Below are 11,961 nucleotides of genomic sequence, written 5' to 3'. Positions count from 1 at the left end.
GACGGCTCCGGCGCGCGTCAGCGGGGCGTTCGGGCCCATTGCACGGCGGGGACCACGAGCGCGGCCTGCACCACCCACAGAGCGGCGAGCGCGCCCCAGTCGGGGCCGGCCGCGGCGCCGAACTCGTCGCTCGTGCCGACGAGGGTGACCAACCCCCACAGCGCCGCCAGCACGCCGAAGGTCCAGGCGGCCACCTGCCGTTTGGGGGAGCGGGTGCGCGCGGCCTTCTCCCGTTTGCGCTCCGCCTTCGAGCGGGGCCGCGGGATCCGTGAGGGATCGCGCGGTGGCATGCCCACCACGGCGGCCGGCGCGACGCCGGCGTCGACGGTCGCCAGGGCGGCCTGGTCCAGCTTGTAGAGCGTCGGTTCGATCATGAGGCTGAAGCCGTCGTTGCCGGTCAGGCGGCGGGCGCCGTCGGGGTAGACCAGCATCGCCGCGCACTCGGCGAACCGTACGGTCACCCGGGCACTCGGGCCCTTCAGGCTCACGCCGTCGGCCGCGACGACCAGTTCGACCGAGTCGTCGTCCAGACAGCGGTAGGCACGGCCGCTCACCACGTCCGCGGAGTGCGCCGGTGCGGCCGCGAAGCCCGCCCAGTCCAAGCCACGCTCCGGTACCTGCATCAGTGCGGAGTCCCACACCTCGCGGGCGACGGCGCGCAGGTCCTCCACGGTGACCGCGTTCAGCTCAGCCACCGCCTCCGCGACGCTCTGGTTGCGGTGGCCCGTCAGCAGGTTCAGCGCGTACGACGGAAGCTTCGCCGCGTCCAGGTCGGGGGTGTCGAACGACGTGAGCAGCGTGTTCCGCGCCGCCTCCAGGTCGGCCCCGTCGATCCTGCCCAGGCGCAGCCGGGCCAGCACGTCGACGAAGCCGCCCACCACGGCGTCCTGCTTCTCCGGCAGGGCGTCGGCGACCGCGGTGACGGTCGCGTGTTCGGCGTCGCGCGGTGCGTAGTCCGCGTGGGCCCGGTACGAGTAGCCGCCCTTCTGGCGCAGGTCGAGGAACAGGCCGCGGCCCAGCACTTCGGCGAACAGGGAAGCGGCGCTCGACCGGCGTACGACGGCGCTCAAGGCGACCACCCCGTCGTCCCCGCGGAAGTACGCGGGCGTCTGCGGCAGCGCCGAGGTGACGGTCGGCGCGGGGTGTCGGGGCCCGGACGGCAACCGGAGGTCGAGACCTTCGGGCAGCGTGCCGCTGGTCACCCACAGCACTGCGTTCTCCCGGGTGAAGCGGGTCCGGGCCCACTCGGTGACCGTGGCGGCGTCGAGTCGCGGCAGGCCCAGCTCCGCGTAGCTGAGCAGCCCGTAGCCGCGGGCGCCGTAGCGCCACAGCGGCAGCTGCCCGACCGGGCCCTGGGAACGGCCCGACGCCTCCGTGCGGAGGATCTCCTTCTCGGTCTCCAGCCGCTCCATCGGCAGGTCGCGGAGCGCCGCGCACACACCGTTGAGGTATTCGACGACCTCGGGGACGGTGCCCTCGACGTGGAAGTGCGTGTAGTCGGCGGTGGTCGCCCCGTTGTAGTGCAGGTCGCTGAGGCCGTGGCGGTGCAGTGCGAGGTGCTCCACGAGGTGGGTGACGCCGGTGGTGGAGAGGGTCTCGTCGGCGCTGCCGACCCGGAAGAACAGCCCGGCGGCGACCTGGCCCCCGGACCGTGCCGCGAGGACCGTCCGTATGCCGTCGGTCTCGGTCTCGACGATGCCGTCGGTTTCGGTCTCGGTGATGCCGTCGGTCATCGGTCAGCCCTTCGCCAGTGCGGTTCTGCGGTGCCGGGTGAACTCGGCCGCGGGGGTGCCGACGTAGTCCCAGGGATGTTCGGTCGCCGCGTCGCCGAGGGCGCGGAAGTGCGGTGCCGCGTCGCCGTGGCGGCCGGCGAGGCAGTGCGCCGCGGCGAAGTAGTTGTGGGCCGAGACCCAGTGGAAGCCTGCTCGGAACTGCGGGTGGAACACCGATGCCGCCGCGGCGGCGTGCAGTTCGGCCCGTACCGCGGGGTCCTTCAGGTGGGCGGTGCCCTCCCTGCCGCCGAGGTCCATCCAGCGCTCCAGGTGCACCTGTGCGATCACGGCGTGCGAGGGGCTGCCGGGAGGGGCGGTGGCCGCGACCTCCCGGGCGAAGCCGAACGCGGCCTCCCAGGAGCCGCCCCACTTCGGGCAGAGCTGCTGCAGCAGCGCCCCGCGGGCTGCCCAGTGGTCGGGGTGGTGTTCGGTGAGCCGGTCGTAGCGGCGCCTCGCCTCGCTCTGTCCGAGCTGGAGGCCGCGTGCGGTGACCAGCCGCAGGTACCAGGCGAGCGCGTTGTCCGGTTCCACGGCACAGACGTCGATGAGCAGCGCTTCGGCACGGCGCAGGTACGCGTGGAACTCCTCGAACTGCTCCCGGGACACGTGCTCGGCCCGCAGGGAGCTGCGGATGTCCCAACCGGCGAAGATCAGCCGGTGGGCGAGGAGCACCCGGGGCAGGGCGGCGTCGGGCTGTCCGTCGGCGATGTGCTGGAGGAAACGCTCCACCCCGGCGACGTCACCGACCACGGCGGACGCCGAGACCTTCTGGTCCTCGTCCTGGAGCTCGGCGAAGGCGCCCGCGACGCCCGGCCAGTCGTGGGCGAGGACGGCGGCCCGCAGAACGGCGAGCGGGGCGTGGATCGCCGTGGGGTCGAACTGGGGCCGTGAAAACGGCGCGGCATATGACACGCGCGGATCATAGGCAGTGGGGGCTCCGCTCGTGCGGCCGGGGCCCCGGTGCGGTCCGCCGTGCGGCTCGACCGCCGGGTCACAGGCGGTGGGCGGCGCCCGCGGGCGAGGCGCCCCGGGTGTCCAGCAGGAGTTGCGCCTTCACCGCCAGGCCCTGCATGTCGTAGGTGCGGTGGTGCTGCAGCAACACGGTCAGGTCGGCGTCGGCCGCTGCCTCGTAGAGCGAGTCCGCACGGGGGACGGGCCGGTCGAGCACCCGCCAGTGCGAGACGTACGGGTCGTGGTAGCTCACCGAAGCGCCGAGGTCCATGAGCCGCTGGGCGATCTCGGACGCGGGGGATCCCTGGAGGTCGGCGAGGTCCGGCTTGTAGGTGATCCCGAGCAACAGGACGCGGGCTGCGCGGGCCGACTTGCCGTGTTCGTTGAGGAGGGCCGCGCAGCGCTGGATGACGTAGCTCGGCATGCGTTCGTTGATCTGGCCCGCGAGCTCGACCAGGCGCAGTGGGCGGTGGGCGCCGATCGTGTCGACGGGGACGCCGTGGCCGCCGACGCCCGGTCCCGGGCGGAAGGCGTGGAAGCCGTACGGCTTGGTCTCGGCGCAGCGGATGACGTCCCACAGGTCGACGCCGAGCTCGTGGCAGAGCACCGCCATCTCGTTGACCAGGGCGATGTTCACGTGCCGGAAGTTCGATTCCAGCAGCTGGACCGCCTCGGCCTCGCGCGGCCCGCGGGCACGGACCACCTTGTCGGTGAGGCGTCCGTAGAAGGCCGCCGCCGATTCGGTGCACGCCGGGGTGAGTCCGCCGATGACCTTGGGGACGGTGGCGTGGCCGTGGGAGCGGTTGCCGGGGTCGAGGCGGCCGGGGGAGTACGCCAGATGGAAGTCGCGCCCGGCGCGCAGCCCGGAACCCTCCTCGAGGAGCGTGCGCAGGTGACCCTCAGTGGTCCCGGGCTCGACGGCGGATTCGAGCAGCACGGTGGTGTGCGGGCGCAGCCGCGCGGCCAGGGCGCGGGCGGCGTCGCTGACGGCGGTGAGGTCGAGCGTGCGGTCCGCGCCGCGGGGCGTGGGGGCGCAGATGACGGCGGTGCGGACCCGGCCCAGCTCGGCGGGGTCGCTGATGGGCCGGAACCCCCCGGAGAGCATCCGTCGGACGTCGGAGGCGCTGAGCGAACCGTCCACGGGCGGGCGGCCCGCGGCGAGTTCGGCGACGGGTCGGGGATCGGTGTCGTAGCCGATGGTGTCGATGCCGGTCGTGACTGCGGCTTGGGCGAGTGGCAGTCCGAGGTGGCCGAGTCCGATGACGGCGAGATCTGCGGGCATGGCGGTGAGGCGTCCTTCCCATTAGCCGAAGGGAGCGCATCGTGCAAGTCCTGTGGGGAGAACGAGCAGGAGCAATGTCAGACTAGGAGTAAATATGACCGTTATGCGGCATTGTCGGCTCCTGACCGTCCGAGTGTTGTCCACAGGCGGTGGCTGAAGTCGGGCACTGCGGACAGAATCAGAGGTGTGAGCCCGACCTACGGGGGCGACGGGAGGCAGCCGTGAGGACAGCGACACTGGGACCCGCGCAGCGCACCGAAGCGCTTGCCGCACTGGCGGAGCGTGAGCTGGACGTGCTGGTCGTCGGCGGTGGAGTGGTCGGTGCCGGCACGGTGCTGGACGCTGTGACGCGCGGGCTGTCGACGGGGCTGGTCGAGGCCCGCGACTGGGCATCGGGCACGTCGAGCAGGTCCAGCAAGCTCGTGCACGGCGGGCTCCGGTACCTCGAGATGCTCGACTTCGCCTTGGTCCGGGAGGCCCTGAAGGAGCGCGGGCTGCTGCTGGAGCGGCTGGCCCCGCACCTCGTGCGTCCGGTGCCGTTCCTCTATCCGTTGCAGCACAGGGGATGGGAGCGGCTCTACGCCGGATCGGGCGTCGCGCTGTACGACGCCATGTCGGTGTCCTCGGGCCACGGGCGCGGTCTGCCCGTCCATCGCCACCTCACCCGCAAGCGAGCCCTTCAGGTGGCCCCGTGCTTGAAGAAGGACACCCTCGTGGGTGCCTTGCAGTACTACGACGCCCAGATGGACGACGCCCGCTATGTGACGACCCTGGTGCGTACGGCAGCGTCGTACGGCGCCCATGTCGCCAGCCGCGCCAGGGTGGTCGGCTTCCTGCGCGAGGGTGAAAGGGTCGTCGGCGCCCGGGTGCAGGACGTGGAGGCAGGCGGGGAGTACGAGGTGCGCGCCAAGCAGATCGTCAACGCCACGGGCGTGTGGACGGACGACACGCAGTCGCTGATCGGCGAGCGCGGCCGGTTCCACGTCAGGGCGTCCAAGGGCATCCATCTGGTCGTGCCCAAGGACCGGATCCACTCGACCACCGGGCTCATCCTGCGCACCGAGAAGTCCGTGCTGTTCGTCATTCCCTGGGGCCGCCACTGGATCGTGGGCACCACCGACACCGACTGGGACCTCGACAAGGCCCATCCGGCGGCGTCCAGCGCCGACATCGACTACCTGCTGGAGCACGTCAATTCGGTGCTCGCCGTACCGCTCAGCCGTGACGACGTGCAAGGGGTGTACGCGGGGTTGCGCCCGCTGCTCGCGGGCGAATCGGACGCGACCAGCAAGCTCAGCCGTGAGCACACGGTGGCGCATCCCGTACCCGGCCTGGTCGTGGTCGCCGGCGGGAAGTACACCACCTACCGGGTGATGGCGAAGGACGCCGTGGACGCGGCGGTCCACGGGCTGGACCAGCGGGTGGCGGACTGCGTCACCGAGGAAGTCCCCCTGATGGGCGCCGAGGGCTACCACGCCCTGTGGAACGCACGGGCGAGGACGGCGGCGCGCACCGGGCTCCACGTCGCCCGGGTGGAGCACCTGCTCAACCGCTACGGATCCATGTCCGAGGAGTTGCTGGACCTCGTCGCCGCCGATCCGGGTCTCGGTGAACCGCTGGCCGCCGCCGACGACTACCTGCGCGCCGAGGTCGTCTACGCCGCCTCCCACGAAGGAGCGCGCCACCTCGACGACGTGTTGACGCGGCGGACGCGCATCTCCATCGAGACCTTCGACCGGGGGACGCGGAGCGCACGGGAGTGCGCGGAGCTCATGGCACCGGTGCTCGGCTGGGACAAGAAGCAGATAGCGAAGGAAGTGGAGCACTACGAGAAGCGGGTGGAGGCCGAGCGGGAGTCCCAGAGGCAGCCGGACGACCTGACGGCCGACGCGGCCCGGTTGGGGGCGCCCGACATCGTCCCGCTCTAGGGTCTGCAAAGTTCCTTCTCCCGGAGTCGTTCTGACGCACGGTGGACCCGGGAGACGCACTGGTCCCGGAGTAAGAGAGAATGGGGGCTCTTCCAGGGCGGGTTGCCGCATCGCGCGGGAAGCGGCAGGCGCGGGCGAGGATCAGGGATCGCAGAGGGGACGCATGTCGGAAGCGGAGCAGTCGCGGGACACGACACCGGAGCCCCTGCGGGACGCGGATCGGCAAGACGGACGGTCCGCGGCCGCGCGTTCGGACCGGGGCGCGGCGACAGCGGAAGGCGGGAGCACGGACGCCTCCCCGGCGGACACCGGACCCCGGCCGACGGGCGGCGAGACCGACGTCGCCGGGTCGGCCGAGGAGGCTTCGGCCACGAAGGACGCGACCACCGCCACGGAGGACCGCTCCGAACGGGAGGTGTCGGCCGGGCAGTCGGCCGGGCAGGAACGGAAGCCGGCCGCCGGGCGCGTGGGCGCCGACGCGAACGGGCAGGGCACGTCCCGGGCGGCGGGCGCCGAACCGGCCGATGCCGCCCCGACGACCGCCGCCGCACCGGACGCCGACCCGACGAAGGCTGCCTCGGCGGACACCGGCCCGACGAAGAACGCCCCAGGTGCCGTTGCCCCCGCGGGCGCCGCTGCCGGCGATGACGTCGCGGAGGGTGGCGGCAAGGCGTCGGAGGGCACTCGGGACGCCGTGGGCACGGCCTCCGACGGCGGGGCCGCTGCGGTGGGCGGCGCTCAGGACGACGCGGACGAGGCGCCGGGGGATACGAGTTCCGGAGAACGGCCCGCCGTCAGCGTCGTGAAGGACGCGAGGCGCAGCGAGGTCAAGGGCGCCGGAGCCGATGGTGCCGGCGCGGCGAAGGAGCTGGAGGCCGCCGGCAACGGCGGCCCGAAGGGCGCCGGGGGAGCCGGCGGCCGTGCGGCGAACTCGGCGACGTCCGGCGGAGGTAACGGCGCCAAGGGCCCCAAGACCGGTGCCCCGAAGGGCGAAACGAGCAGGCCGGGGGCACCGGGCGCCCAGCCGGGTGCGGCGCAGGAGCACGGGCCGACGTCCGAGGGGCGGTTGTTGGCCGGGCGCTACCGGCTCGGGCCCGTCCTCGGTCGGGGAGGTATGGGCACGGTGTGGCGAGCCGTCGACGAGACGCTCGGCCGTACGGTCGCCGTGAAGGAGCTGCGCTTCCCCAACAGCATCGACGAGGACGAGAAGCGACGCCTCATCACGCGTACCCTGCGCGAGGCCAAGGCGATCGCCAAGATCCGCAACAACGGTGCGGTGACGGTCTACGACGTGGTCGACGAGGACAACCGCCCGTGGATCGTCATGGAGCTCATCGAGGGCAAGTCGCTCGCCGAAGTTATCCGTGAGGACGGGCTGTTGACGCCCCGTCGGGCTGCGGAGGTCGGGCTCGCCATCCTCGACGTGCTGCGTTCCGCGCACCGCGAGGGCATCCTGCACCGTGACGTCAAGCCGTCCAACGTGCTCATCGCCGAGGACGGCCGGGTCGTGCTCACCGACTTCGGCATCGCCCAGGTCGAGGGCGACCCGTCCATCACCTCCACCGGCATGCTCGTCGGCGCCCCTTCGTACATCGCGCCGGAGCGCGCCCGCGGTCAGAAGCCCGGCCCCGCCGCCGATCTGTGGTCGCTGGGCGGGCTGCTGTACGCGAGCGTCGAGGGCTGTCCGCCGTACGACAAGGGTTCCGCGATCGCGACCCTGACGGCGGTGATGACCGAACCGCTCGACCCGCCGAAGAACGCGGGGCCGCTGGACGAGGTCATCTACGGGCTGCTCGCCAAGGACCCGGTGCAGCGGCTCGACGATGGCGGTGCCCGTGCGCTCCTGCTGGACGTCGTCAACACGCCGGAGCGGCCCGCCGAGCCGGAGCCGTCCCCCGAAGCAACCCGAGTGGTGGCCCTGCCGCCGGCCCCTCCCACCCCCGTGGCCTCGGCGGAGTCGAAGGCAAAGGACCCGTCGGCCAACCGGCTGCGGGCAGCGCTGCGCTCCGCCCAGAACGCCGCGGCGGAACAGGGGAAACCGAAGAAGGAGCCGGAACGCGCGGCTGTCCGGCCCGCACCGGCGCGTGCGCCGATCACCGACGTCGTGTCCGTCCGCACTCTGGTGATCGTTCTGGCGGTCGCCCTCCTCGCACTGGTCGGGGTCATCGTCGCCGTCGTGCTCCACGGCGGTTCCGGGAAGGACGGCTCCGCGACCGGAGCTGGTGAGGTGGCGGCCACCGGGGCGGCGACGGCAGGTTCCGACGAGAGTGCCGGCCAGTCTGCCGGCGCCGTGAAGACCCCGGTGGGCGACGACAGGGCGCAGCCGACGCAAGGGGCAGGCGGTTCCGGCGGCGGGACGCCCGGTGGCGGCGCTTCCGGTTCGGGTGCCGGCCAGAAGCCCGGGAGCCAGCAGCCGCAGACCGTCGGCTACCGGCACGAACAGGGCTTCTCCATCGGCCTGCCGGAAGGCTGGAAGTACACCGAGACCGACAGTGGCGGCGCCCGGTTCTCCGGTCCGAAGGGGCAGCGGCTGCTGGTGGGGTGGACGTCCTCGCCCAAGTCGGACCCGGTGGCCGACTGGAAGAGCCAGGAAGCCTTCATGCGCCGCTCCGACTACCACCGGGTGCAGATCGCATTGGTCAAGTACCGCGGGTGGCTCGGTGCGGACTGGGAGTTCACCTTCACCGAGAAGGGGGAGAAGCGGCGTTCGCTGGACCGCGGCTTCGTGGTGAACAAGGGCCTGGGCTACGGGATCATGTTCACCGCTGCGGACGCGGACTGGGGCACGGCGGACACGAAGGCGACCCTGCAGTCGTTCTTCGACACCTTCCAGCCGCGCTCCGGTTCCTGACCGTCGGCGGTGACGCGCAGGAGGGGCGGACGTTTCCGCTCCGGGTCCGTCGGGTTTCCGCCGCCCGTCGCCGCCCGTCGCGTTCCTCCGCCGCCCGTACTCCGCCGGTCGGCGACCGGGAGGCCCTGACGGGGCGGTGGCACCGGCCCGGCACCAGGAGCGGCCGGTGCGGATCTGCCGTCCCCGCGGCGCGGCGCGCCGTCGGCACGTATCGTGAGAGACCGTGGACCGTACGCAGCCTCAAAGAGGCGGTGGCTGACCGGATTTGACGGCTTGGTGCGGTGCTGGGGACCGGGGGGCAGCGCTGGTGGGAGGCGTCATGGACGACTACGCAGGAAGGGTGCTCGCCGACCGCTACCGCCTGCCCTTGCCGCCGTCCGACGCCTACGAACTCGTCGAGACCCGCGCCTTCGACACGTACAGCGGCCATGAGGTCCTGGTCCGCCAGGTGCCGTTGCCGGAGGTCGTGGAGGCGGAGTTCCTCGACGCGGACGGCGCCCCGGGAGCAGCGGCACCGCGCCGCGCTCCGGGTCGCACCACCCGCAGGCCCACGGATCCTGCGGTGCGACGGGCCATGGAGGCCGCCCAGGCCGCCGCACAGATCCCCGATCACCCCCTGCTCGACCAGGTCTTCGACGTCTTCGCGGAGGGCGGTTCGCTCTGGATAGTGAGCGAGCTGGTCGCGGCCCGGCCGTTGGCCGCCCTCCTCGCGGAGGAGCCGTTGGACCCCTACCGGGCCGCCGAGATCGGCTCCGACCTGCTGACGGCCCTGCGTGCCCTGCACGCGCACGGGTGGACCCACCGGAACATCACGGTCCGCACGGTCCTGGTCTGTGACGACGGCCGTGTCGTGCTGACCGGCCTCGCCGCGGGCGCGGCGGAAGAAGCCCTGTGCGGGTACGTTCCGGTGCCCGAGCCGGCGGAACAGGTGGTGGACGCCGAACTGGTGGACGCCGAGCTGGTCGATGCGCCGGATCCCGACGCCCCTCCGGAGGCGGAGCCGTACGCCTTCCCCCAGCCGTACGCCGAGGACGCGGACGCGGCGGCGGACGACTCCGCTCCGGCCGTTCCCCACCAGCCGGAGGACGCGTACACGGCACCTGCGTACGGATACGGTTTCGGCGACGGTTCCGAGGACGTACGGGCGGCTCGCGCGGATGCCATCGCCGCTTACCGGGCGGGCACCCGGGCGGCGGCACGGACCGGTGAGGACCGCCGCAAGGACGAGGAACGGCGCCGGGACGAAGCCCGCCGGGCCGAGGAGCGTCGCGACAGCGGGCACGGCGGCACCGAGAAGCGCCTCGCCCCTGCCGAGGACGGCCCGCGGTCCGCCCCCGGCGGCCAGGGCGCCCTCCCCGGTCCGGGATACCGGCCGCGCGGCGCCGACGGGGCCGGGCGCCTGCACCACCCCGGCGTGCACGACGAGCAGGACGGGCATCCGGCGCCCGTTCCCGGAGCGCTGCCCGCTCCACGTGCCGGTCTGCCCGCGCCGCAGTGGTGGTCCCAACCGGCGGACGGCGACGGCTACGACGAAGGCGACGGGGAGGACGACCTCTACGAGGTCGAACTTCCCGACCAGCACTCGGGCCGGTACGCAGATCCCCATGCCGATCCGTACGGTGAACCGCCGTCCGGTCCGCGCCGTGCCCGGCTTGCCGGCGTCTGGCGCGACGGTCCGCCCGGCGCGGACGGTCCAGCGCCGCTCCCGGCGGGCGGTGGCGCGTCCCCGTACGAGGGCGGGGGACACGGCGACCCGAGCGAGCCCGGCAACCCTCCGGGGGGCACCGGCTCGGTCCACGGGCAGCGCGGGCCCGCCGGCCGTTGGGACGAGGTCGTCTCGGGCGCGCTCGTTCCCGCGTACCGGGGCCCCGCCACGCCGCTCGCCGCCGAGCGGGCACGCCAGACCAGGATCGCGGTCGTCGGGGCCGTCACCGAGCGCTGGGCTCCCGAGCAGGCCGGACCCGTCCACGAGAACTGGCAGTTGGCGCCGCCCATCGGTCCTGCCACCGACCTGTGGGCGCTCGGTGCGCTGCTCTACCGCGCCGTGCAGGGCCACGCACCCTACCCGGAGGACAGTGCCGCCGAACTGGTGCAGCTCGTCTGCGCGGAACCGCCGGCGTTCGCCGAGGAGTGCGGCCCGATGCGTCCGGTCGTCGAGTCGTTGCTGCGCCAGGACCCCACCGAGCGACCGGACTTCGAAGAGCTGCGCGGCTGGCTGCGCTCCCTCATCCGGTCCGCCCCGGAGCCCGACGCGGGCAGTGCAGTCGTCCCGCTGCCGTCCGCCGACAGCGCGCGGCTACCCGTCGTGCGCCGGCGCGGTGAACTGGTCCGCAAGCGCCGTGCCGCCGGGGCCGACACCTCGCCGGGGCGCCGCCGCCACAAGAAGGTGAAGGAGCGCCGGGAGCGCCGTCCGCGGTCGCTGGGGCGGACCCTCCTGCTCCTGATCCTGCTCCTCCTCGCCGCTGCCGTCGCGTATGCGCTGCTCTTCATGCCGAAGGCAGGTCCGCAGGCGCCGTCGTCTTCCCCGCCCCAGCCCTCGGGGGGACCGATCTCCGCTGCGTCGGCGGGCGGGCCCTCGCCGGACACCGGAGGGCAGTCCGCCGAACCGGGCGGGCGGCAGCCGCAGACCTCCGCACCCGCCGTGAGTCTCGCCCAGGGGTACGTCGTCCGCGTCGACCCGGAAGGCTTCCGGATCGGTGTGGACAGGACGTGGCAGCGCCGGCCCGTCAACGACAGCGGTCAGGTTCGCTATGTCGGAGGCGACTTCACGCTCATCGTGGTCCCGGGCCGGGACACGGTCGCCGCGGCAGGCGCGGACCCGATGGTCTACCAGCGCGACAGGGAGCGCGAGCTCCAGCCGTTCCGCGACTCGTCCTGGTCGAGTGCCTCCGGTCTGCGCCGCATCGACGTGGGCAAGCAGGCCATGGCGGAGGGGCAGTTCACCTGGCGGGACAGCACGGGCCGCGACGTGTTCGTCCGCAACCTCGCCGTCATCGTGGGCGACCGCTACCACGTCCTGCAGGTGATCGGGCCCGAGGGACAGCGGGACAAGGTCAGCGAGATCTACCAGCAGGCCACGGCCGCGTACCGGCCGGGAGGTTGACGCCCTCGGGGCCGACCGCGCCGCGCAACGGTCGCATCACGGTGCGAGTTACTGAGCGGCCCCCTGTTCCGCCT

At 73.1% G+C, this 11,961-nt stretch carries 6 protein-coding genes; 3 read left to right on the top strand and 3 right to left on the bottom strand.

Annotation, left to right across the window (positions count from 1 at the left end):
- Nucleotides 1-17: 17 nt before the first annotated feature.
- The 3 genes from ACFXOM_RS02635 to ACFXOM_RS02625 all read right to left on the bottom strand — a co-directional run bounded on the left by ACFXOM_RS02635 (nucleotide 18) and on the right by ACFXOM_RS02625 (nucleotide 4,005).
- Entirely contained in the window at nucleotides 18-1,733 is a 1,716-nt protein-coding gene (locus ACFXOM_RS02635; protein WP_384939246.1) for a M16 family metallopeptidase, read from the bottom strand.
- Nucleotides 1,734-1,736: 3 nt separating this feature from the next.
- Nucleotides 1,737-2,684, bottom strand: a complete 948-nt coding sequence (locus ACFXOM_RS02630; RefSeq protein ID WP_384939244.1) for a hypothetical protein — start codon at nucleotides 2,682-2,684, stop codon at nucleotides 1,737-1,739.
- Between the two features lie 79 nt (nucleotides 2,685-2,763).
- Nucleotides 2,764-4,005, bottom strand: a complete 1,242-nt coding sequence (locus ACFXOM_RS02625; protein ID WP_384939243.1) for a nucleotide sugar dehydrogenase — start codon at nucleotides 4,003-4,005, stop codon at nucleotides 2,764-2,766.
- 221 nt (nucleotides 4,006-4,226) lie between these two features.
- Between ACFXOM_RS02625 and ACFXOM_RS02620 the strand changes: the two genes are divergently transcribed.
- The 3 genes from ACFXOM_RS02620 (at nucleotide 4,227) to ACFXOM_RS02610 (ending at nucleotide 11,887) form a co-directional block, all read left to right on the top strand.
- Nucleotides 4,227-5,933 (top strand): glycerol-3-phosphate dehydrogenase/oxidase, encoded by a 1,707-nt coding sequence (locus tag ACFXOM_RS02620; protein WP_384939241.1) that lies wholly within the window; start codon nucleotides 4,227-4,229, stop codon nucleotides 5,931-5,933.
- Nucleotides 5,934-6,999: 1,066 nt separating this feature from the next.
- Nucleotides 7,000-8,784, top strand: a complete 1,785-nt coding sequence (locus ACFXOM_RS02615; protein WP_385036877.1) for a serine/threonine-protein kinase — start codon at nucleotides 7,000-7,002, stop codon at nucleotides 8,782-8,784.
- A 319-nt stretch (nucleotides 8,785-9,103) separates the two neighbouring features.
- Nucleotides 9,104-11,887, top strand: coding sequence for a serine/threonine protein kinase (locus ACFXOM_RS02610; protein ID WP_385036783.1), 2,784 nt, complete (start codon nucleotides 9,104-9,106; stop codon nucleotides 11,885-11,887).
- The last annotated feature ends 74 nt before the right edge of the window (nucleotides 11,888-11,961 follow it).

The sequence above is a fragment of the Streptomyces sp. NPDC059169 genome, from assembly GCF_042755225.1.
Lineage (GTDB): Bacteria > Actinomycetota > Actinomycetes > Streptomycetales > Streptomycetaceae > Streptomyces.
Note: the sequence above shows the minus strand (reverse complement) of the source record. Positions and strands in the feature narration are given on the sequence as shown.